The following is a 24,679-nucleotide window of genomic DNA, read 5'->3' on the forward strand; positions in this document are numbered from 1 at the left end:
TTTCTAAATTATGGTTTTGGGTGTTCTTGGTCATAATCTCTCACTCCTAAACCATGCAAAGCCCTTACCCTATTTTCATAGTCAATTGATTTACCTGATTGCTTTGGGTCTTTATTAACATATCTATTATATCCATGCCCTCCTAATTCATGGAATAAAGAAAGCCAAGTTGGCTGCTTAAGATATGTTCCATTTTTATCAGTAGCTCTGTTTATTCCCGTAAGCTGAGTATTATTACTCCAAATCGTAACATTTTTAGGGTCGTTAGCATATCCAACCGTTGCAAAACCTCCTACGCTCCATAAGTCTACATTATTTCCGTTTGCATCTTGTCCTATTACTTGGTCATTGCTCCCTTTCTTTATGGTAAAAGTAATGTCACTATTAATAGTTTCATTAATGTTATCGGCTATCCCTTTTTGGTCTTTTGATAGTGCGTCGTATTTGGTTTGATCCATAGTTAAATCTCCTTCTTCACTAAAACTAAATGGATTTTCCTTTTTCTTTACATCTAATCCTTTTTTAAGGTCTCTTTCTATTTTTCTTTCCTTAAATCCCTCAACTCTTACAGTATCTCCGAAAGGGTCGCTAAACCAAATCGGGTTTCCTTGATTGATTACATACGGACTCATTGAAGTTACAGGACGGGGGTCTAAATTCCATCTGTGAACTGTTCTTGTATCATATTCCCAAAATGGTGCAGTTAAGTGATTTCCCGAGCCTGCCACCTCGTCCATGCGTTCTTGAGTATTCCAAGAATAGCGATACGCCGCACCATTTCTCAGGGCTATTGGAGCATTTGCTCCAAACGTTACTTCGTTGATACTAATATCAGAAATGGTGGCTGTAGAGGTTGAAAAACCTGAGCCAGCGGCTACATTAATTCTTAAATCTACTCTATTGTTACTACCTGCTAGTGTGGTGAGGTGGCTGCCTAGGTAATAAAACTTCACGTATTTGGTGGCAGAAGCATTCACGGCAGCTACAGTAGAAGCCCCAGGCGCTGTCACTGTCATTTGGGCGGTATCCATTACTGCTGTTATTACTCGTCCTGCGTTTTGCGTCACCATAATCGTAAATTCATAGAGTGCATTGGCATCTAAATTAGGAATTATTTCGCTCAACGACATACTTAAATTGATATAAAATTGTTGATCACATTCGATGGTGTACCCTGATACTACCGGTTGGTTAAATGGATTCAACGCTGTTTCACAGGTTTCATATGCTTCCGCTAAGAATGAGTGATAGCTATAATCGTCACAATCGTTTAACAAGCCATAGAATATGGTTTTGTATCTATCCTTGGTGTAATCTTCTAACCTAAAATCACCTGAACGAGAGGCAATTTCCATCCCAAACGGATACCTGTCATATCGTCCTGTTACGTCAGCTTTAAATCCTTCGTTGTAATAACTGGCATAATTACTAGAGGAATCTTGATATTCTAGTGGGTGCAATTTTTTATCAGAAATGGTCACCATTACGTTTCCTAAATGGTCGGTTAGTTCATAGGTCTTTGCCCTAAGTTTTCTCGAAAAGGTATTCGAGTTGTCCTTTCGTCTAATCTTGGCATCTATTGTACCTAACCTAGAACTTCCATACACATCATAAGAAACAGGTGTGAGATACACATCGCTAGTAGGGCAAGGAGGTATTATATTCAAGCCAAACTTAGCATTCAGGTCTGCTACGTATTCAAATGGAGAGTAATTTTCCAATCCCATAAATGCACAATTTAACGCATCTGACGAATTTTGACTTAACAGCATAAATGGAAACTTGATTTTGAAATAGTTGAGTAATTGAGCTGTCGTTTCTGTTTGTTCCAAATTCGTTTTGGTATCATTTACATGAGCTAACACTGTATTTTTAAACACCGCACTATTCCAATTTCTATTAATGGCATCTAGCACATAGCTTCTAACAGTTGACGACTGAGCAAAATAAAGTGTGTACACATTACTATTAAATCCAAAGAAGTAACTCGCTGATGCTGCAGAAACACTTTCTGCTGCAATATCCGTAACAATAAAGTAGGTTAGAAATTGACCATTCACATCTTCATTCCATTTCACTGCATACATTGGATTATAGTCAGGTATATTATTTAAATTAACGACTCCAAAATCGTAGGTTTCGAGATGCCTCAAAATGACGCTTAACAAATCATAAGAAACCGAAGGGTTTGCAATCCATCCTGATTGATAACTGTCTTCCATTAGCTGCAGTAATGATACATATGGGTCAAACACTTGCCACAATTCATTGGCATTTAAATTTGCAACATAAAGCAAGGCATTCAGCTTTTTCAACTTTGTTTCTAAATCAACATCATCCACCTGCGGGTCAAAATGGTTGTTTAACAAATCACCCAATAAGTCACTCAAAATATTTTGAGCAGTATTCATATCATTTTTTGCATCTACCATTGTTTGCAGTTCCGAAGGATCTATTTGAAGCAGATCTATAAATAGATTAGGGTCAGAATCTAATAATTCATTGAGAATAACTTTATGTTGGTTATAAATATCCCACACATAATTATTCCTGTCTTGAGCACTTAAATTATTGAAACTACTTTCTAAACTATTATAAAAAGATGGAATCAAGTTTGTATTCTGCTTCAAATATTGAAGCCAAACTTCGTGTTTGTCATTAACCGCATTGTAAAATGCAGTATGAGAATTTACAAATGCATCATTGGCATAAAAGTATGGTGAATAGTTAAGCACTCTTTGATATGCGAGCGGCTGCATCGCAAAATAATCACTCAATACCATTTGCTGAAAAATAGTGGAGCGAATAGTAGGAGAATTTAATAAACAATTAGCCGCGCTGTTTAATAAATCTGTACTTCGATCAAAATCTGTACTTATTAAATAGTTTAATAAATTAGGGATATAAAGACCATTCAAACGAGCTTGATTCGAGTAACTTCCAAACGATAGTGAATAACGATAGTAATTGTCTTCGTCGCTATTTGAATTGCAGTCTCTTTCATCATAAGTGGCCATTAAATTGCCTTGAGCATCTCGTACGTAATAGGTCGTCTTAAAGAAGTTTCGACCGCCTTCCACAAATTCTACTGTTTTTTTCACTCTATTCCCCATGGCATCGTACTCAAAAGAGAGGTTCGGACGCGCTTTTGAAGGATAATTTCCACGTACTATGCTGGCTACTTTGCCAGAAGGAGTCCAAGTAATATTGCTAATACCTTCGGCAACATCTTTTGTTAGATTTCCAATGTCATCGTATTCGTAATTCCCTACAGACTGGTTATCAACATCATTCGGAAACAAGTTATTATTCGACACAAAATCTTTTACATAGTCCAGTTGGTCAGTTCCCAATTTGTAGGAATAATCAAGATCATCCATCATTTGGTTAGACTCGCCATCCATGCGTTTGAGATCAGTTATGTTTCCATTCCGATCATAAGAATACTGTGTTGTATTATTGGTTAAACTGGTTTGGTAGATATAATTTTGATTTGGTCCCCCATTAATGGCATTAAAATCTAAGTCAAACTCTTTGGATTGGGTAATTCTATTGAGCTGATCATAATTATAATGTTTACCAATATTCAAGTCTCCATTAAAAAGTTCTATCGAGCTTATATTTCCATTGTATAACTGACTAGAAATTGGTCGGTCTACCGATGCAAACAAATTACTACTGATAGCAGATGAAATTGGTTTATAATCCCCATCAAAATAATTCAATGCAAATCCAAACTCATCTTTTGCTGAAATTCCACCTGAAGCGATGTCATTGCCTAAATCGGCTCCAATATGTGCACTGTTTATCATCTTTAACCAACCTTGCAGGGTATAGGCGTAATCTATTCCTTGCACTCGATGTTCCCCAAGCTCGGTCCTTGAAAGTGGGCCATGAAGAAAATACTCATATCTAGCATCATTATCCCAAATTATGCCATCTTCAGAAGTTTTAACGTTAGTAATTCTATTTTCTGCATCATATTCATATTCATGCACGAATTGATCTTCTTTGCTCAATTGATAATAGACTCGAATTACATTACCGCTAATATTATCGTAGTAATAATCCAAACGCTTGAACCGATCTTCCTCATCTGTAATTTTTCCATTCTGCCCATAATCGTGTAACACCGTTTTCACATTCCCAACTGGATCATAACTGTAATGTGTGGCATATGACCACTTCGAGTCAGATCTATTGTAATAAAAAGCTTGAGTAGCCACTCTCGAGCGTAAATTTTCTGGGTTGAAAGTAGTAGGCACATCAAAAATCGATGGACCATCGTCATAAGTAGTCTCTATGACGTGGTGAGCACCCGAATTAGGAATGGGATGCTGAAAAACAAATCCATGTCCACTGTCCCAAAAAGAATTGACTCCAGCTATTTGTGTTATTACTGTTACCCCAGTTTCCATGATACGAGACAATTGATCATATAACGTATATGAAAATTCATGCGTTTTTCGCTGCTCTTCATTCTGACTTAGCACTAAACGGCCAACCTTATCATACCAAAAGTAGGAGGTTCCGCCATTGGGTGTTACTTGCTGTATAATTTGGTTGTCTGCATTGTATTTATAAGTCGTATACAATAAATGAGTAGGGCGAACGGGGGCTGTATTACTACCTGACCTGTAGTCAATAATTCCCTGTTTATTAGTAGCATTTAAATTTAAAGTAGCAACTCCTTTAGGTGGCACTGTTTTGATAAGGTTATCGGCTTGGTCATAATAATAGAGTGTAAACTGATGCTCCGAATTGGGATACCTCACCTTTAACGATTGGTTGTAAAACCCTTTAACTGTTCCATTGGTCCTATTCAAACAAAAAGTAGCATATTCATTTTTGAATTGTTTAATGAATTCTTCTCGATACAATTTATACCTATACTTGGCATTAATAATGGCTCGTTCGTATTTTAAATCTTCACAGGTAGATGGTTGAGGAATTAATCCATTATTAGTAATATCAGCTATTGCTGCCATTCCTAAATCATAAACTGTACCGATAGACTTTGCTGTTCTTACTCTCATTTTCATAGAGGAACCGCTGCCATTAATTAATACATTAGCAGTAAAGTGATCCAAACGATCAGAGTAAAAAACTGGCTTTATAGTTTCAATTCCGGTTACTTGGTTCAATTCATAAGCATAATTATAGGGCTCATAATCAAAATAGTAATCATTATAAAAGGATTGATCCAAATGAACCAAACGCACCCAAATCGTACCATTTGAATATCGATATGCCCGATCAATGTAGATATCACTCCAACCGGGTATCGATTGACCAACAGTACCGATCTGTTTTACTCCTGCATGGTTTGAAGTTTCAAAATCAGGCAAATTATTCAAATCCTGCAATATCGTTTGAAAAACAAGCTCTAAACTATCTCTCAAAAGATTCATTCCTGTTCTATTTTCAGAAAAATAGACCTTTAATTGCTTCCCCTCCATTCCATTAAATCCGACACCTATCATATCTGAAGCTAAATTGATAGCTGTCCCGTTAGTCATGTTTCCATTAATCGTAGAAGCCATAGTGGCCTCATCCATTTGATTGACATACACTCCATTTTGGTCAATCAATGTTCTCATACTATTTTGGATATCTGTTATTTTAGAACTAAAAGCTGGATTTGTAAGCACATTAGCACCAAAAACATTGGATCCGTTATAATTACATGACAATGAAAAATTAAAATAGTCTAAAAATCCAATATTCAAACCCAATTTGTAATTCAAATAGTTTGCAAAAATTGCCTGAGAAGCATTGTCGATATCAACATCTGAAGTTGAGCTTAACGATGGGATTGAAGAAAAACCAGCGTTGATAAAATCTAAAATCGCTTGATTAAAATCAAAACAATTGAAGTCTGTCTGCAAAGTCAAACCACAGTTAAAGTAAGAACTATTTTGAGTTGTAGTATAATACTTCCTGAACGATGTAAGAATTGGGGAGTAATTAACTTTGAATATATCTGTAGCGCTTAATCCAGCTTGCCCAACAAGATAAGTGGGATCACAAGCAAAAAGTTTAAAATTAATAGTATCAGACAAGAATATAGCAATATTAGCAGTATCTAAGTGTCCAATAAGCCCTCTATTGTATAATAAATAAGCAACAGCCTTAGCAGATGAAGAAAAGTCTCTTGCTGAGTCTTGTTTATTAGTTATTTGATTACCAATATTTGGAACTTTAGCATTTTTCCTAAGTCTTTTATATTTATAAAATGGCAACGAGTGATAGTTATCCTTATTCACATAAGGATTGTATAATGTATTGTAAAATGGTAGATAGTATGTTTCTGTAAATGTAACAGGCCCACCGCTGGTATTGGTTTCAATGGTTTGCGAAACAGTGTAAGGCTCTGAATCTGATAAAAATAATTTTTCACAAGCATTCGTTGCTAATATCTCGTCGATATATCGGGCTCGCTGCGTTTTATACCGTGCTTTAAATTGCTGCCAAATTTCTTTTCTACCAGATAGATGAAAAGTTAAAGCAAATTGTTTAATTCCATATGGCTTAAGGGTATCACTACTGCTACAATCATACATTCTAGAGAAATACAACTTCTTTTGATCCAACAACCATTCTTGCAAGCCATTTGCAGAACCTACTGCAGGTAAAGGAAATTGAGTATTACTAAAACAATCCAAGGATTGGTCTCTCAATACTACAGAATAATTACCATGATTATATAATGTTTGTCCTTCAAAAACTTTCGAAATAATCGGATCAAAAGGCATCATAATACTTGCATCATCTGTATTGTCAAACACTCCATTATTAATTGCTTTGGTTGTCGTGATATCTGTCGTAGTCAATACAATTTCATGCCCACTAATACCGCCCATCAATTGGATTGCACTATTAAAATCTTCAACTGTTTCACTTTGATCTAATATGGCCATGAACTTTTTACTTTTGTATGTATTCAGTTCTTGACAGGTCAAATAAGAGCAATAGTTAGGGTGGAATTTTACAAAAAACTCAGCAAATCGAGGCTCAAAATCAGACACCAATGGACTTGAGGCAATCCCAAATTCATTCATAAATGCACGGTTAAATTGATTAAACGTACTGTATTCATCTGTAAAAATCTTAGCCCCGTAGGTCGATGCTAGCCTGTAGTAAATTCTATGTAATAGATAAGGAGAATTAAAGGCCGCATTTTGTAATATTGGGTTTATAATGCCCAGAATCTTCACATTATTGGTTGGATTATGAGCTCCTTTTTTGATAAAATACCCCCCCCGAGAAAAATCAGAAATCATTTCATTTAACATATCACCACACATATCTTTATCTGAGAAGTCTGTTGTACACTCATTATAAGCGTTCCGATTTAACTCCTCTTGTTCAAATTGAACGTAAGGCGTTGAACAATTTAAAGTTTCAAATGCATCAATAGCATCAATAATTACCTCATCTGTATTTAACTTCAATATTTTTTGGATGGTGTAACTAGTTTGGGAATATAAACCTACCTCCAACGTATCATTCACCACATTGGCAGTAACACCAGATTTAGTTAGAATATCGTTAGTCCCCGTATTTGAAAAATCAAAATATCCATTAGATGAACAAACCTCGGAAAAAGAAATTCCCTTCTTTTCTATTCGGATGATTGTATTTTTATCCTCATCTGTCAATTGAAAAATGAAATCGTATCTGCAATCGTAGCATATTTGTAAATTACTCACACAATTGGCCTCGAATGGATTTGAATTAAAGCTATAAGCAAATTTATAAGTAGTTCCTTGTGCAACAAAAAATGGGAAACTCATTATCCAACTGTTACCCGCCTCAAAAAAATAGTCAGCGTTTCCATTCATTAAGTCATCGGTAAAATAAACTGGGGTAGTCGTCATGGTATCCATTTTCGCCTCATCCCTAGGCTTTCCTGCAATGGACGTTGCTACAGTTCTATCTTTTATATCTTGGTATGAAACTGAAACCTGACCATTAGGATCTACAGCAAAATTCTTTTTGTAAAAAGTATATTCCCCAACATCTGTCCCAAACAATTTTTCTAAGTCAGATGGAAAGGGCTTTACATATACATACTTGGTATTGTTCTTTTTGTTTGTTATGAATTCTTTTCCAGGAGAAAAATTTGCCGTAACTCGCCCTGATCCATCAACATTATACTGAGTAAAGCTGTAAGGATATTTTTCGGCATCAGGAATTTCTCCTTTAACACCTAACAAATCACTAAAGCTAGAATAGTATTTAGAAGACCCTGAGGTTTGATTGTCAAATTCCATCAAATCCGCTGTCACAAAATCCTCATCGTCATAACTGTCCTTCAATAGCTTAACGCCATTATTTGTAAAGTTTAAATTTGATTGGAAAGAATTCTTTGCGTTTCCAAAAATTGGTGCTGGCAGCATTTGAATAACCGGCTTCCCACTGAAATCGTAATACGTTTCTTGGGCAATTAAACTCGTTTTATTGGCTACTTTTTTATAATTGTTTCCATCCAACAAGGTTTCCTCCTTACCATTGTTTAAAACAGTAATGGCTTGCCTCTCTTTATTACTCCCGTCATAAAACTTTGCTACTTCTTTATTTTTTCCTTCTGAGGAAAAACTACGAGAATATTGCCAATTCAATTTTTCTAACAATAAATCATTTCCCAATGCATAAATATAGGAAGCAGGAATTTGTACACTTGATCGGATAGGCAAACTCCATTGACCATATATTTTTCGCTCTGCCAATGCATTACTATCTGAATGTATTTGAGGTTTAACAGTCCGTACCCTAAAAACTAAATATCCGGACTCGTATATATTGTTTAAAGTATAAAAATTATTTGTTGTTAAAACCCTTACCGCTTGCTTAGAAAAATCATAATCGAGACTACCATCTTGTTTCGCTTTCTCTATATACAACCATTCCAACTCGTAGGAAATAGGATTTCGTTTATTTGTCCAAGTAACAGCAATCTGATTATCCTTTAACTCACTGCCAGTTTGGGAATGATCAAAGATTATTATTTCAGGAGGTGGAATGACTCCGTTAGAATTGGGCAATTCATAGGAATACCTACCTACCTCAACATAAAGCTCTACTTTTAAAGCTTTTACTATCTCATCATCTAGATGAGCAAAGTCTGATACATTAATCTTTAATTCCGCCAAACTCACAAATTCAAAAATTTTATCTGCTGATGCTTTAGTAGAATAAAAATAGGTCGCTTCACTAATATCAGTAAGTGGATTAATTGTTAAATCTAAAAAGCGATTATCCTGTGAAACTGAAGAATTTTTATCCTGCCTTCCTGAAACAATCAATTCAGGCTGGATTTTTACTTCCTCTAATAATGCAGGCAATGTCACATCAATAGTATTGTAATAGAATCTAGCACTTACATTATAGTATAAGTCTTTGTATCGGTACACCCCACCACTCTGACCGATAATGTCTAGAATTTCAATTTTAAACTGCTGATTTACATCAGCTCCGTCTCTTAGCTCCTTAAGCGTATAATCTTTAAGTCTATTCGTTTTCCCAATTAACAAGTCAGCATTCTGTGCAAATGATGAATAACTGCTAACTGAAGCAATTAAAACTATAAGTATTGAGAGTATGGGTAATCTTTTCATAAGTTATAATTTTATAAGCTTGTAATCAGCATATTTAGGATTCACTTTAATTTCATTCTTCTCAGGGGTAAAAAAGTTTTGGATATCACAATCCCAACCTTTGTGTTGATTAATCAACACCTTCTCAAAAATAATTTTGAAGCGGCTACCATTCATATAGAAATATTCTAACGAAACAGGAAGATTTCTATCGCCATCAATCTTTATATATGCCTTACTTATTCCTATTTCTTTGGACCCATTCAAAACGATTAAATTGTTTGCTAAATTGGTATTTGCAACATCTACTTTAAATCCTGCTTTACCTAAAGGATTAAATTGAATATCTCCTCCCAAGGTCTCAAATTGCTCTAAATTATTTGGATTTGATTTTAGGAAAAGAATTTCCTTCTCCTGCTTCATTACTTTAAAGTAAATAGAATCAGAAATATAAGTATCAAAAACTTCTGTAATAGCTTTTGAACAAGACAGATTTCTGATAAAAGTGACTTTAGAATAGGTATATTGGCCATCATTATCCGTTGCAAATCCAACCTTATAAATAAGCTCAACCGAATTAGCTTTAGCAATATTGTCAAATACATCCTTTAGTGATTTTTCTATGGAAGCTTCAGCGGATAATGTTTGCGCAGAAAAATCACTAAAAAGACAACAGAATAGCAACAACAGAATTCCTCTTTTCATTCTACCTTTTGTTTAATGATTGACGAGTTTCAGATACTGTAATGATTCCTGAAAGGGTTTCTTTTTTCACTTGAAACAGATTCCCTTCATCATCATACTCATAAAAAGTAGCATAATTATTTTCATCTAATTCGGCCGTGAGTCTATTATTGAGACGGTCATACACATATGATTTCATATTTGCATTTTTGGGAAAAATCCGTATATCATCGAATAGGCCTCCAAAATACCCTCCTTCAAGAGTTATAGGCTCATTAGGGTCGTAAGTAAACTCAAATTCGATCTTTTGCCAACCATCAATCGGCTCAACTATCCGAGGTCCAATTATGGTATTTTCATACACAACTTTAGCTTCTCCGCTATACGGCATTCCAGATCGAACTAAGTCTCTTACCCATATAGAAAAAACATACAAAGATCCCACTTCTAACTTCACTCCTTTAATAGTAGAAAAGTCAATGACCATTGATGATGGTGAAGATGAATAATTATTTAAATCTATTCCCGTTTCTTGCTCAAATGCTGCATAATTTAAAGCATTTTCATTCACTTGATTCGCTATTTGAATGTTACCATTATTAGATGAATTGGAGAAAGTGAATTTTGATAATGGAAGTTGTTCCTTTTCAATGACGTTTAACGAAAAAGCACCAGGTGCAGTTATATGCTTCAAAAATAACGAGTAATCTCCAGTATGTGCTTCTCCCTTTATCAGAGTAGAAGTAGGAGTTATTTCTCGAATAACCCTGTAAGGTGAGGTATAGATATTACTAGTGACCATCCCTAACAATCTAAACTGATTGTCGGGAATTTGACCGACTGGATTGCCATTTCCTCCTAACTGATAATAGTTTTCAAAGTTTTCAAAACCCATTAAATCATACTTACTGTTTGAAACAATTGCTTCTGCAGTGCCATTACTATTTACTTGTGCGGAAGAATATTGATCAAGGGCATTATGAGATTGAATTACTTGGCCATGACTAGAGAACAAATCATTGGTTGACTTAGGAAACCATCCATAAGTTGGCTGAGTATTCATAGTAGGATACTCCAATAAAGGATTACATGGATCTAAATTAAATTGGATTACATCAATTGGGGTTGTAGTAGTATAAATACCCGCACTAGAGGTTTTAAATAAGTCGCTATTCCTAGGTGCAACAATTGTCTTTTCTTCTATTACTCTAAATACTCCATATTCTCCATCAATGAATGGATTTCCTGACTTTGGGTAAACTGAAATAACATTCTCATCCGATGGAGCCTCTCCATATTCTTGACCAGTCACTGATATGTAATCAAAATTCTTACCGAATTGTTCTATTCCATCAAAATTATTGTGATTAGTATTTGGATCGAGGTATTGCATTACAGGACTCTTTATCGACTTGGTATTTCTTGCTGATAGTGCTTGCAGGTTTTTATTGCCTGAACGGATGACCTTCAAGTTTTTCCCTTTCATTCCTGACAAAAGACCACCATCTCTTTTGATTAATGAGAATTCTCCTGTAATGCAACCAACTGATTGGATATATGGTTCTGCATCAGAAAATGATACGTCTTGCATTAATACTTTTGGAGAATAAAAGCTTAATGTGTCTCCTTTATAAGTCGAATAGAAACTATAGATTAGTGGCTGTCCTGCTTTAAAGTATTTTATTTTACTAAAGTCATAATCCCATTCAAAATCGCCACAATCTAGAAGCGTATTGTTTTTTTCAATGGCAGCCAAAAATTGGAAACTCCCAGGATTTGTGCTTTTTATAGTATCCGTAAAATCAAATAGTTCATGAATATCATCCGTTATTTTATAAAACCCCGTAAATGGTGAATTTCGAATTGTTGAAGTGTAAGGATCCCCACTATACATCGCTTGGCATATATTACTATTAAAATTAAATATATGAGAAACATTATTAGCATCATAAGGATCCCATAACCCCGCAGCTATTTCCAGATTTATTTGATCTGCATATTTGTCTTTTAAATGAAAAATTTGAAATGACAGTGCAGTATCCCTTATAGAATCCATTCTATCGAAAAATCGCTGTGTATTGTATACAAGTGTGCCCCCAACAAATGTCGGTATAAGTAATTCAGAAAACATTACATTTGAGGAGAATTCGTCTCCGCACCCGACGGTGTGCGCACAAAGATTACAATCACCACAATTGAGGTCAGCGGTTAAAATAGTATCAGGACAAGGGTTCTTTTTAAACCCATCGATACAATCAAGTGGATACTTCACCCAAGCTACCTGAGAATAGCCTTGATCGTCTGAAATAATCACCTGATCACCGTGTTTAAATGCCCTATTACTTTTATAAGAAGAATTTGATGAACCGCCATAAATTAAGTCAGTTAGTCCGATATTTTCATAAGCACCTCCCATTCGGGCAAGACCATCCATCTTATATGCAGGCATATTAAATATGTGCTCATCCTGGTTGTATTCATCAATTGATTTTGTAAGCAACACTTCTCCTGTCTCACCATCATACAAAGTATTTTCTACCGTAATTTTGTATTGATCAGTATAAGAAGTTACTTTTTCTAAAATACCATATTCCTGTATCACTTTTGTGGTAGTTATGGTATTTACCTTTTCAATTTGAGTAATGGTATTGTGATTAGGGCTTGGGATTGGAAACGTAAGCGGGATAAGAATTGGTAATAAAATAACATCAACATTGGCTGAAGTATTGGTTGCTTCAGTCGTTTCATTGCTCATTCTTGAATCGACTACCATGTCAGATTCTACCCCTAAAAGTGTGTTCTCTATTCGACCATTTGGCAACCAAGCTTCTACATTATTATCAAGAATTATTTTTCCATTTTCACTTTTTGTTTTATAATGATTAATTGTTCCCCCAATCATATTTATTTTTGTGATACTATTACCCCCAATTGTTTCTACAGTCTCGCTATACGTCTCTTCACCTTTTAATTTACCATGCATATCGTTAAGAATAATGGAAAAACCTTGAGATGCTGTAAATCTACTTTCTTGGGTAACATCTGTAAATGGAAAACTCCCTTTAGAAGTTGGGGCTGGCTTAGGTAAAATTTGAGGCGCAGTAGATAATACCCTAACAGGAAAATCCTTAGCTGTATAAAACTCTTTCTTTGTAATGGTACTTGCAGACACAGAATTAACTTGATTTATATCCTTCACAGTAACTTTAGAATATCCAACACTTGCACCTGGGAAAAGGGACTCTCCAATAGGAAATTCATTATAGGCAGCAATTGCTGGCACATGTCCTTTAGTCGCTACTGCGATATATGGATCTGGCTCTCTAAAAGGATTTTCGTCGGCTCCAACCATTGGTTCATATGTAGCAACTCCACTGCTTATTTCTCCATATTTATCATGTGTAGTGGTATAAAAGTAATTCTGACCATAATTGGAATTCTCTCCTTCTCCAGAAAGAACAGCCCATTGGTCATCTATTCTTACTTCTTTTACTCTCGACCCTCCACCGATTTTCTTTTTAGAAATCGAATTCAATCGTACAAAAGATTCTTTTAGTTTGAAATTATTAGCAACACCTCTTGTCTGGAGTAAGTTTTCAACGCCAAATAACATACCGCGGATATCTCCAACGTTTGCTACTAAGCCTTTAATTACAGACTCTATGGGGCCATCACTTACATTTGGCTGTTTGTATAATACATCAAAAAGATTCTCCCTAAAAAACCCCCAAGAGGTGCGGGAAATTATATTCGGTGAGGACTGCTCTAATTCAATGTATCCAAATTGAGTATTTCCTGAGCATTTACCAATATTTTTTGCTCTTACATATCCTGCAACCTCTTCATATTTTCCTCCATCAATATTTACTTTAAATTTAAAATACATATTATCCAGCTGCTGATTCTCACCAAAAAGCAATTCCTTCAGTTTTGATTCTTCTATACCTTGATATGCTGAAGGAATTGAAAAATACAGAAATCTATTATTATACAAATCATTAGAATAGCTTAAATTAGTGGAAGAGCCTGCACCAACAATTTGATACATTTGCATGGCTTCACGATCTTGAACATATGCGTAATCATCTGCTTCATATTCAATGTTGATTATTCCTCCCGAAGGCAAGGTAATTTCACTTAATGACCATGCTGAAGCCCAATCATCTTTATGAATTGACATTCCATCTTGAAGCACATATGGAAATTCTGAATTCTTTAAAGGAATTGGATTTTTACTTGCATCTAAGACATTATTAGCTTGATTCTTATAATTGCCCCATCGATCCATATTTTCATTTGAATAATTATAGTTATTATCGTATTTAAATTGATAAGGACTTAGTCCACCTCTATCACTCTTACCATTAAGAACTTTTATAGAAAGTAATGTTAATTTTCCAGCTTTCGTTGAGCTATTTGGGATACCTTGGCATAAGGAATAGTCATATTCAAAATGCACTCGCTTAACAGGTATTGCTTCTTCTTTATTTTTTAATCGATCATATTTATTGTACAATGAAATTGAGTCCAATCGATATGTCCGATCATCTCCAGTAATTGAACTTTTGGGATTTCCACCTTCCTCATCCTTTACGCCAATTGCATCAGTTCGCTGTGAAATATAAAATTCAGCCACTTGATTCTTGCTTTCAATACTATGTACATACCATAATTCCTTTTCTCCATAGGTGTAACTTCCTTTTTGATCTTGTTTGTCATGTTCAAATCCTTTAGCGTAACTAGCCCCCTCATACGGTGATCTCCATTTATAATTATTTGATGTTTTCGTATAATTAAACTGATAACCATTCCCATTGTCGTCCGCAGAAAGCCCATCTCCAGTTATATCTTGATAGTCCAGTGACCACTTAGAAGTCAATAAATAAGTATGCACGTAAGGAGGTGTTTCCACCTTATTGAAGAAGTTGTCCTTTCCTTTGTTATTTCCTGTGCTGGCATCAGTACTAACATTGTATTGTTTTAAATTATCATTTGATGAACCTACCAGGTTTGATGCATTATGATCCATTGCAAAGGAAACCTCCTTCTTCACAAAGTTGTATGCAGGAGTTCCATATATAAAGGATTCTCCCATTGTATTTATTTGCCTTACCTCTGCAATGTGATGATCTTTCTGCTTTGCTAACCTATCAATTTCCTTAATTTGCAACTGTTTAGAATTTGATGCATCCTGAAAAAAGTAACCTTCATATGACTTTGGCTTAATGGAGTTTAAAACTTTACAATCCTTTACCGTTAGTGTGTAAAATAAATTCGAGCGTGGAGATCGAGTTTCTTTGTACTTAGGCCTTAAAACTTCTGGAGTAGAAGAATAGCCTTTACCCGAAAACACTTTATTAACCAGAACATTATCCCCAACAATGAATGCAACTGGATTATATCCTTTTAGCGAATTAAATAATGCCAAGTCACTAACTGTTCTTTCTCCTGCTGATTTAAAATAGATATTCTCATATATTGAACCACCAATTGGTTTAGCTTGCTTGAAAGCTGATGTTACATGAGTGTTCCATGCACCATAAACTGATTTAGATTTAACCTTATTAAAATCAAACCCACCTCTAACAAGCGAACCAAGGCCTACTTCTACTCCAAAAGAATTTTCTGAGTCATTATTCACCTCATAGTAGGGATCACTGACTCTTGTCACCTCATTTCTAAATGGTCTAAAACTTCCTGCTGCTCCATGGCCTGTGACAGAATATACATCATATGTCAAAGCTGTAGCAGACAAATTATTAGTTGTTTCATTTAGTGCAATATTCTTATCCCTATTAAAATCTAAAAGTGCGTCAGCAGAAGCGTTTTCATGATATATTACTCCAAAAGTTTTAGTGGTTTCAGTTGGTTCTGCTAAGTATTGTTTTGAGAGCATTCCATGAACCTTTCCATTAGCATATATACCCTGTAATTCACCACCTACACTACCTGAAAATGAAATAGAAGAAGATTTAAATTTTAAAGAGGGTGAAGGCGTATAGGTTTGCATACCAATTGGTAGATAGGAAATTCCTCCTGAGGCCTTAAGAGCTCCTCCTGTAGATTTCCCCTTTTTAGTATTATCACCTTTAACTGGAACAGAAATAGAAGCAGATAAATTCATTGAAGCTTGACCACTCCTAGAGTTGTAACCTTTAGAAGCAGAAGCACCTATAACGCTTGACATTCTCGAAGAAATTGTACCATTAAATGATGTACCATCTAAAGTACTCAGACTAAAACCAACAGAAGCCTTAAATAAACCTAACAGAACGGGAGCACTCAAAGACGGGGAAAAATTCAAACCGAACCCTTTATAATTATTATATTGAAATCCATATCCAAGATCACCTCCAAATCCTGCGACCTCAACCCCTGCAGATGCTCCAAAGCTATAATTCTTCATGTCTTTAATGGAAGAAGTGGTAATAATTTCATCCCCATTGAAGTCATCTGGAACTCCTCGAACAGTTCGATTGACAGAACCGACATTTAAACTCCAGCCTAAACCTACCCAGCTAGCCTCTTGCTCCATACCGACTCCACTGCTATAGGCTATATTAACAGGATATCCACCTACATCCAACAGTGGAATATTATAATTAAAGTCTCCAGTAAAAGGATCAACCATTTCTGTTGTACTTGCCGGAGTAAAAGAAGACTGCTCAGGTTGTGAAGGTCCAGAAGTTAAGGCCATTAATTTGATAGGTGAAAATAATTCACTTAAAAAAACAACTAATAAAATCCATGCCTTGATTCGTAAAGAGTAATTCATAATTAATATATTTTCAATTTTGGGTAATTTGCAGTATTATATTCAAAGATTATTGTCTCAGAAAAAATTTTATTAGAGTCTATTTGAAAACTTAATGATTTATCTGAATTTGATGGGTATATAAAATGTGCCACGACCCCGGCTTTTCCTCCGACCTCCCCTTCATAGTGAAACAACTCACAATCAATTTTTTCACCATTTATTGTCAAAGAAGTATAGTTTTTAAATACATCGGTAATAGCATCCTCTAATTCTTCCTTCTTCTCTATTGTCAATTTGCTAAAAACTGAAACCCCGTTTTCATTTAAAAGAGTTAATGTAAAGAAATGCTGTTCCTGAAATACAATATATAAGGAATCCAATTTGATATTACCTTCCGATAATAATACTCTCACCTCAGGAGTAACATATTTTACTTTAAAAAGATAATTCCCAGAAATTTTCTCTTTCAAAAAAGAATCAGAATTAATAGAGAACCAATTAGAATATTGATTTTCAGTCATCCTATTTTGACAACTACCCGCAACAAGCAATAGAAATCCCATGAAAATAATTTTTTGTATTAATTTCATAGTATTTATTTTAAATAATCAGGATTAATATATCGAATGCTTAAAAAATAATCCTTCTTTTCTAGAACTGATCTTAAGATTAAAGAGTATTCATGATTGTGCTTAAGGTAAACCATCTTATCAAGCTCAATTATAAACTTATTTTCACCAACTGTAGTGATAGCTTGATAGTCAATACTCATTATCCCCCCGGTTTCTGTATCTATTAATTTTCCAACTAATTTATTATCTGAAAAAACTTCATAAAATTTAAACCTAAAATCACCTACAGCGAATAACTCAACGTTAGATTCAATTTCATTAATTAAAATGAATGAAATATCTTTAGGAATATCGCTAGGCTTTTCAATTGAGTTTGCTACAAATGATATAGGCTGAGAAACAGTTACAGGCTCATTATCTAATAAGACATCTACTTCCCAAGCATATTCCTTACCATTTTCCAGATTAACAGCCCCAAGAGGATAATTCAGATTATATTCATTAGTATTTACTTCGAAAATTGGTAAATTCCTTCTCAATGATTTCGTCGGGTTATCAACCACTTCGACTAATTTTAACTTAAATAAAAATGGGTACTGTTCATAACCGGGAAGAAGCCAACTGAAATTAGGACGTATTTCTGACACTTTCGTATCACTGTAGGGATAAATAGGCTGAACAACTAAAAAATCATTTGCCAAATGTTCTTGGCAACCTTTATATTCATTAGGCATTTCAGTTCTTGAAATGAGCTGAACACACTGTCTATAGTTCATAGGTGGTAAACTTTGTGAAATATTAAACAGGTTATAAAATTCATTAGATTTAAAATTGACTCGATATTGTTCTATATCCTTTTTCGTTATATAGTTAGCACCTTTTCTTAAGTATACTAGTCCTGCTTCCTCCATTTGAACACTCCCATTCAAAGATTGAATAGTTGAGCTTAGGTTAAAATAACCTTCGGAACTACTATTAATAATTAATAGATTTACTGCTGTTTTTTGAAATGGAAGAATTGGATTAATAACAACCTCTAAAGATTGAGTCTTTCCAGAAATAAAAATTATAGAAAAGAGTATGGAGAGCAACAAATATCGTCGAATTTGCATTTGGGGTATAATTTAAATAGTTAATTTCCATCCGAATGTATGAATTAAATTAATAATTTAACAAAAATTATAAAAAAATATTTGCTCCAAAAAATGCCAAATTTGCCTACACCCCTTTAAAATACTATAATCTTGACTGTCAAAAAAAAAATTATTTTTATTGCTCTTTTAATCCGTTCACTAACTATTCTTTCTCAATCAAATAATAGTAATCAAATAGTAAAGGTTTCTAAAAATAAAGATCACCTTATTGCTATGGTGACAATAATAAACGATTCTACTCCATTTTTGGGGAGTTTTCAAACTATCCAAAATTGCACAACAGGAAATACTATTAGTGATACTACATTTCAAGTTGGTATCAATAAAGGTATTAATAACTTTAAAATAGAAGTAAAGCTTCTTGAATGTCAAGAATTAAATATCGCTTTTAACTCTATGTATGATTCATTATACTTTAACAGTTCAAATATCATCTCTCTTGAGGAGAAATTAAAACCCACAATTAACGTACAATACAACAAATTAAAGATTCTTAATCCTACTCCCTTGGATACTTACAGTATAGAAATTAACAAGCTTCTATACTTTCGAGGTATCATAAATCAAGACAGCATAATATTGTTAGACACCAACATTACTAAAGGAAAAGATAGTATAATAGAAATTAGTTCAAATAATAAAACAATAAGTACTATTTATTATAATAAGAATACTTTCAGTCTTTTACAAAATAAAAAAAATATTGAAACTGACACGATTAAGAGAAAACGCCTTTCCTTCCATGGAAGCACTTCACTCATGCACATGAATGGAGCAAAAAACCAACCAAATCAATTAAATAATACAATCCCAAACACTCAAATAACATCTTCAAATAAACTTATACTTTTCAATATCCCATTAAATATTGATTTCCAATTCAACAATGCTAAATCCATTGATAAGAATTTTAGATCTTACTTTAATATTTCATTGGACAAAACAGAATTTCAAAAATCACTTAAAAATCTAAAAAACAAAACCATACAGTCTAAAAAACAAGACCTTAATAATCAAATTTCTAACCTAGAAGATCAGAAAAAACATTTAAATGAAAGCAGAAATAATACTCTAGGTTATAATGATTCAGTAATTAAACATGATTTAAATATCCCAACCGTTGATACAGGGCTAACCATGATAGATACTTTTGAAGTAAAGAAATCAATAAATGAGATTCAGTCCGAAATAGATTTATTGAATAACTCAATCAGAACGCTAGAGCAAAAAGAAAAACTAGATAGTAAATATAATCCGATAAATAGTTTGAATTTTTTTGAAAAAATTGACCATTTTGAAATAGGTAATTTTTATGAAGTTATCACACCCCATACTTTAAGTAACGTTGAAATAAAAGGAATAAATTTAAAATTATCAATTAACTCAAAGCAATCAATTCATATCTTAAGTGGAAGAAAAAATAAGTATTATTTTAACCCAACATCTCCTTCTATGTTTAGCAGTATTGGCTATATAAATACGCATTTTAGCAAACTAAATTTCTCAACTTATGTTAGTTTAGATCAAAAAAAACAAGTCGAAACTACAAATGACTATATCATTTCTCAGATTTTTGAAGGTCATTTATCAAAAAAACTTGAATACAAGATTGAAACGAATATACTAATCAAACAGGATTTAAATAATTATCAAAATCACTCAGCCTCAATTGGCGAATTACAGTATTTACTTTTTAAAAACATTAGCCTTAATGTCGGATTAGAAGCGATTGGAAAAGAATATAGCTCAGATGGGGTTTTCCTACTTCAGAATGATTTATTCTCTAAATACATAAAAACAAATGTAAATTTATTCAAAAACAAGATTAGTTTATCTGCATCATATAATGATATTGAAAGGAATAAATCTTCGCAATCTTTAGAGAATAAAAGAATCAGTTATTCATTAGAAGCAACTAGTAGATTTCAAAAAATACCTAATATTTATTATAGCATAAAACCAATCAATTTTGAACTATTTAGCCAATTAGATACTAACTTATTTAAAGTTTCGATAAACAGCACAATCGAAATTACGAGACTAACATATAGTAAAAGAATTAAATCAACATTTTATAAAGTTCTCTTATCTAGAACAAATATTGTTACCAAAAGCAACCTTTCAGATTCTGAAGTGATAGACAATAGACAAACAAATTATCAATTATTATCCTGTATTAGATTCAAAAAAAACAACCATTCCGTTTCAATCAATAGTCTAGATAATCTCCCATCCTTTTCAAGTTTAAATATAGACCTATCAAATTCGTTCAATGATAAATTTAGTTCATCATTAGGATTTATGGCATTATTCGATACAATAAACAAATATGGGCTTCGATTAATTACTACTTACCAAATAAATAAAATTATTGCATCAAACATTGGTATAAATTCCTTTGACAACTATATATCAATAAATCTTGGGTTTAAAATAACGTACTAATTTCTCAAATAGACTTCATAGGATCATATAGCCAATATTCATTTATTCTAAAATAAGCTATCTGATCCGATTAAATATTGTATCATATTCAATAGTTCTTATCAAACTATCTTTTCTAGTGTCAAACAATCTAAAATAAAAATCTTTCCTATAAATTAATCCTTCAGAATTATAGAACGTTTCAGAATATTCAGGGTAATTATTATCTAAAATGCAATGAACCTTACCATTTTTATGAAATTTAATGACATCATAAAAGGGAATTGTTGTAGAAGTAATAAACCCATCAAAATTATCAGTAGCGCCAATCATTGTGTCAATTACTTCAATTGAAGACAAATTTCCTGTACTATCCCACTCCATACGATAACCACAAGGTAGGCCTCTACAGTTTTCTTCTACGCTTTTTAGCTTTCCTTTTGGATACCATTGATAAAATGGGCCATCAAGCACTGTAAACTTATAATAAGACCTCTGCTTTAAATTATCGTTATCCCAATAGAATTGCTTAACACTTTGTGTATAAACATGATTAAAACAAAACAATACAAAAATCAAACTTACAATTTTCTTTAATTCAACTTTCATAATCTAAATATCTCTGTCGCATATTAATAATCTATACTTCTCCACCATTCAATCCTCTAAATATACCTCATTTAACCTTTTATTCTTCAACATTCTCCCAAGAATTCAATAATTTTACTTGTTGTAAATCTCTATTGGAGCAATAGTATTTGAAATCAATAAATCTTTACTTACTTTTGTGCTCCCTTTTTTGGGGAATATTATTAACTAAAATTTATACCAATGAGCAATCATTATGAGGCGGTTTTCATTATGACTCCCGTTTTGTCTCTTGAGCAGACAAAGGAAACAGCCGAAAAATTCAAAGCTATCATTACTGAAAATGGTGGAACTATCGTTAACGACGAGAATTGGGGCTTAAAAAAATTAGCTTACCCAATTCAAAAAAAATCAACAGGTTTTTATCAGATGTACCAATTTGAGTCATCAAATGGAGAATTAATTGAAAAAATTGAGACTGCATTTAGACGAGATGAGCGAATCATGAGATTCTTGACCATCAAACTTGACAAATATGGTGTTGAGTATGCTGCGAGAAGAATTGAAAAGAACAAAACGCTAGGTACAAAAAAGTAATACAGTAGTAACAGACTAAAAAAAAGCATTATGGCTGATAAATCTGAAATTAGATATTTAAATCCTCCATCAATTGAGGTAAAGAAAGACAAATACTGTCGTTTCAAGAAAAACAGAATTAAATTCATCGATTATAAAAACCCTGACTTCTTAACTCAGTTTGTAAACGAGCAAGGAAAAGTTCTTCCAAGAAGAATTACAGGAACTTCATTAAAGTATCAAAGAAAAGTGGCTCAGGCGATCAAAAGATGTCGTCACTTAGGTTTGATGCCATACGTAACTGATTTATACAAATAAGGAGGATAAGAGATGGAAATTATATTAAAAACAGACGTAGAGAACTTAGGTTTTAAAGATGATTTAGTGACTGTTAAACCAGGATACGCTAGAAACTTCTTAATTCCTCAAGGTCACGCTTCAGTTGCTACGGCATCTGCGAAGAAAATGTTGGAAGAAACTTTGAGACAAAGAAGTCACAAAGAAGCAAAAATAAAAGATGCAGCTCAAGCTACTGCTAAGAAATTAGAAAAAGCGGCTGTAAAAGTTGGTGCTAAAGTTGGCGAGGCTGGATCAAAAATATTTGGTTCAGTAAACACGATCCAATTGGCTGAAGCACTTAATGCTCAAGGTCATGAAATTGACAAGAGAAGCATTAAGATTTTAGGTGCTCAGATCAAAGAAATCGGTACTTACCAAGCTGAAATCAGATTACACAGAGATGTAACTGTAACTATCGACTTCGAAGTGATTGCTGAGTAAGCTAACACTGCAACAAAATCAAAAACCTCTTTCGTTTATTCGGAAGAGGTTTTTTTGTGAGATAACTTTTCCCATTTAACCGCAAAGGTCGCTAAGGGTTTTCGCAAAGCCATGCCTGCGGCGGGCAGGTTCACAAGGGAATTTGCTTATTCAATTAAAAATTAACTGCTTGTCAAATTGACTTATTAATCTATTGACTTATTGAAAAATTGATACATTGTTAAATTGCAAGCTTACTCGTATCGTAACGATTCAATCGGGTCTAAACTCGCTGCTTTCTGAGCTGGATAAATTCCTGAAACGACTCCAACGATAAAACACAGCACCACGCCTAAAGTCATCCAATCCCATGGAATAATAAAACCACCACCTACGAAACCTGAAACTACGTTTCCAATTATGATTCCCAACACAATTCCAACTGCACCGCCTAACTGACAAACAATAACTGCTTCGACCAAAAACTGCATCATAATGATACGGCTACTAGCTCCCAAAGCTTTTCGAACACCAATTTCTTTGGTTCGTTCGGTAACAGTCACCAACATGATATTCATTAAGCCAATGGCTGCGCCTAATAGAGTGATAAACCCAATAATATAGGCCGAGAAGCTCACCATGGATAAATTTTCAATCAGCAAATTGGCCACACTATCCGATCGACTAACATCAAATGAAGGCTCTTCCTTTATCTGATCTCCTCTTACGACTCTAAATGCACCAGTTGCTTCTCCAATTGCTCCGTCCAACTCTTCAGGATCATTGACCATTACATTAATCAAATAAGAAGTATTGGCCGATGAAAAATATTGTCGTGCATTCTGCAAAGGAATCAATGCATTTTTATCGGCGCTAAATCCCATGCTACTCCCCTTTTCTTTCAAGACTCCCACTACCCGATATTTTCCTGATCCAATTGAAATAATTTTGTCAATGGCTTCCTGAGTCGTTCCAAACAACGATGTTCTGATTTCGTATCCTATAATTACGACATGCGCACCAGAATTCACTTCATTGACTGAGAAATTACGTCCTTCAGCTATTTCATAACCTGAAGTAATAATGTAATCTTCATCACATCCGAAAACAAAAATATTTGGATTCGTTTTCTCTGATTCAAATTTCAAAGTAGCAGTGACTGTAGCTCTAGAACTAATGGACACCACAGAAGGATATGAAAATTGCTGTTTAAAGTCTTTGGCATTCTGGAAATCAATAATGGGATAAACCTTCGCTCTTTTTCCACCCTTTCCCATTCGAATATTACTCCCTTCATTTTTAATGGAAAAGGTATTGGAACCCATGCTACTAAAATTGCTACTAATGGATGTTTTGATGGCATCAATGGAAGTTAGAATCCCAACTAATGCGCAGATCCCTATGGCTATAATGAGCACAGTCAAGATGGTTCTCAAAAGTTGAGTACGAACAGATTTAAAGGATTCTTTTATATTTTCAACGACAACGTCTTGCATCGACTAATATTATTTTCAGACAATATTACCCATTCTCAGGAAGGAGTAAATATATTTTGTGAGGAACGGT

General features: G+C 33.9%; 11 protein-coding genes. 4 read left to right on the forward strand and 7 right to left on the reverse strand.

Annotated features, from left to right (window positions below; translation table 11 throughout):
* Window positions 1–8 precede the first annotated feature (8 nt).
* The 5 genes from ACTB0X_RS16725 to ACTB0X_RS16745 are packed head-to-tail and all read right to left on the reverse strand — an operon-like array spanning window position 9 to window position 18,724.
* A complete protein-coding gene (locus ACTB0X_RS16725; protein ID WP_463026181.1) occupies window positions 9–9,620 on the reverse strand; it encodes an RHS repeat domain-containing protein in 9,612 nt (3,203 codons plus the stop codon).
* 3 nt (window positions 9,621–9,623) lie between these two features.
* Window positions 9,624–10,304 carry a hypothetical protein gene (locus tag ACTB0X_RS16730; RefSeq protein WP_463026182.1) on the reverse strand — a complete coding sequence of 227 codons (681 nt, stop codon included), beginning with the start codon at window positions 10,302–10,304 and terminating at the stop codon, window positions 9,624–9,626.
* 1 nt (window position 10,305) lies between these two features.
* Window positions 10,306–17,058, reverse strand: coding sequence for a hypothetical protein (locus ACTB0X_RS16735; RefSeq protein WP_463026183.1), 6,753 nt, complete (start codon window positions 17,056–17,058; stop codon window positions 10,306–10,308).
* Window positions 17,059–17,060: 2 nt separating this feature from the next.
* The gene (locus ACTB0X_RS16740) at window positions 17,061–17,630 is read right to left on the reverse strand and encodes a hypothetical protein (RefSeq protein ID WP_463026184.1); all 570 of its coding nucleotides are present in this window, start codon (window positions 17,628–17,630) and stop codon (window positions 17,061–17,063) included.
* A 5-nt stretch (window positions 17,631–17,635) separates the two neighbouring features.
* Window positions 17,636–18,724: a hypothetical protein gene (locus tag ACTB0X_RS16745; RefSeq protein WP_463026185.1), complete on the reverse strand. Its 1,089-nt coding sequence runs from the start codon at window positions 18,722–18,724 to the stop codon at window positions 17,636–17,638.
* Window positions 18,725–18,856: 132 nt separating this feature from the next.
* Between ACTB0X_RS16745 and ACTB0X_RS16750 the strand changes: the two genes are divergently transcribed.
* Complete coding sequence (locus ACTB0X_RS16750; RefSeq protein WP_463026186.1) at window positions 18,857–21,211, forward strand: hypothetical protein; 2,355 nt, start codon at window positions 18,857–18,859, stop codon at window positions 21,209–21,211.
* 57 nt (window positions 21,212–21,268) lie between these two features.
* Here ACTB0X_RS16750 and ACTB0X_RS16755 read toward each other — a convergent pair whose 3' ends face one another.
* Window positions 21,269–21,799, reverse strand: coding sequence for a toxin-antitoxin system YwqK family antitoxin (locus ACTB0X_RS16755; RefSeq protein WP_463026187.1), 531 nt, complete (start codon window positions 21,797–21,799; stop codon window positions 21,269–21,271).
* Window positions 21,800–22,021: 222 nt separating this feature from the next.
* Here ACTB0X_RS16755 and rpsF point away from each other — a divergent pair, with 222 nt between their 5' ends.
* From rpsF to rplI, 3 genes are read left to right on the forward strand one after another with little or no spacing between them, the layout of a single operon-like run.
* A complete protein-coding gene (gene rpsF, locus ACTB0X_RS16760) occupies window positions 22,022–22,375 on the forward strand; it encodes a 30S ribosomal protein S6 (RefSeq protein WP_463026188.1) in 354 nt (117 codons plus the stop codon).
* A 30-nt stretch (window positions 22,376–22,405) separates the two neighbouring features.
* Window positions 22,406–22,672: a 30S ribosomal protein S18 gene (rpsR, locus tag ACTB0X_RS16765; RefSeq protein ID WP_463026189.1), complete on the forward strand. Its 267-nt coding sequence runs from the start codon at window positions 22,406–22,408 to the stop codon at window positions 22,670–22,672.
* Window positions 22,673–22,684: 12 nt separating this feature from the next.
* Window positions 22,685–23,134, forward strand: a complete 450-nt coding sequence (rplI, locus tag ACTB0X_RS16770; RefSeq protein ID WP_463026190.1) for a 50S ribosomal protein L9 — start codon at window positions 22,685–22,687, stop codon at window positions 23,132–23,134.
* Window positions 23,135–23,367: 233 nt separating this feature from the next.
* Here rplI and ACTB0X_RS16775 read toward each other — a convergent pair whose 3' ends face one another.
* On the reverse strand, window positions 23,368–24,609 hold the full coding sequence (locus tag ACTB0X_RS16775; protein WP_463026191.1) for an ABC transporter permease: 1,242 nt from the start codon (window positions 24,607–24,609) through the stop codon (window positions 23,368–23,370).
* Between the last annotated feature and the right edge of the window lie 70 nt (window positions 24,610–24,679).

The sequence above is a fragment of the Acidiluteibacter sp. genome, assembly GCF_055129545.1.

Coding starts and splice junctions, on each gene's coding strand:
- ACTB0X_RS16725 (WP_463026181.1), bottom strand. CDS start 9,620: ATGAAAAGATTACCCATACTCTCAATACTTATAGTTTTAATTGCTTCA.
- ACTB0X_RS16730 (WP_463026182.1), bottom strand. CDS start 10,304: ATGAAAAGAGGAATTCTGTTGTTGCTATTCTGTTGTCTTTTTAGTGAT.
- ACTB0X_RS16735 (WP_463026183.1), bottom strand. CDS start 17,058: ATGAATTACTCTTTACGAATCAAGGCATGGATTTTATTAGTTGTTTTT.
- ACTB0X_RS16740 (WP_463026184.1), bottom strand. CDS start 17,630: ATGAAATTAATACAAAAAATTATTTTCATGGGATTTCTATTGCTTGTT.
- ACTB0X_RS16745 (WP_463026185.1), bottom strand. CDS start 18,724: ATGCAAATTCGACGATATTTGTTGCTCTCCATACTCTTTTCTATAATT.
- ACTB0X_RS16755 (WP_463026187.1), bottom strand. CDS start 21,799: ATGAAAGTTGAATTAAAGAAAATTGTAAGTTTGATTTTTGTATTGTTT.
- rpsF (WP_463026188.1), top strand. CDS start 22,022: ATGAGCAATCATTATGAGGCGGTTTTCATTATGACTCCCGTTTTGTCT.
- rpsR (WP_463026189.1), top strand. CDS start 22,406: ATGGCTGATAAATCTGAAATTAGATATTTAAATCCTCCATCAATTGAG.
- rplI (WP_463026190.1), top strand. CDS start 22,685: ATGGAAATTATATTAAAAACAGACGTAGAGAACTTAGGTTTTAAAGAT.
- ACTB0X_RS16775 (WP_463026191.1), bottom strand. CDS start 24,609: ATGCAAGACGTTGTCGTTGAAAATATAAAAGAATCCTTTAAATCTGTT.